The following is a 204-nucleotide window of genomic DNA, read 5'->3' on the forward strand; positions in this document are numbered from 1 at the left end:
ATCAAGGCGATGGAGGAGTTGAAACGGCTAAATGGCGGCAAAGAAGAGGCGAGCCGTTCTATGGTCACGTTGCTTGCGTTAAACACAGCATGCTTAACGCTTGTGCCGACAACGGTCATTTCCATTCGTATGTCGTACGGTTCTGCGGCGCCTACAGATATTGTCAGCACGACGATTTTAGCTTCTGGCTGCGCCATGCTAGGG

1 pseudogene is annotated in these 204 nt (G+C 52.0%); it reads left to right on the top strand.

Annotation, left to right across the window (positions count from 1 at the left end):
• Positions 1 to 204 (top strand): annotated as a pseudogene (locus tag CHH91_RS20045) (spore maturation protein); the annotation flags it as partial.

The sequence above is a fragment of the Virgibacillus sp. 7505 genome, assembly GCF_002272135.1.
Taxonomy (GTDB): domain Bacteria; phylum Bacillota; class Bacilli; order Bacillales; family Amphibacillaceae; genus Terribacillus.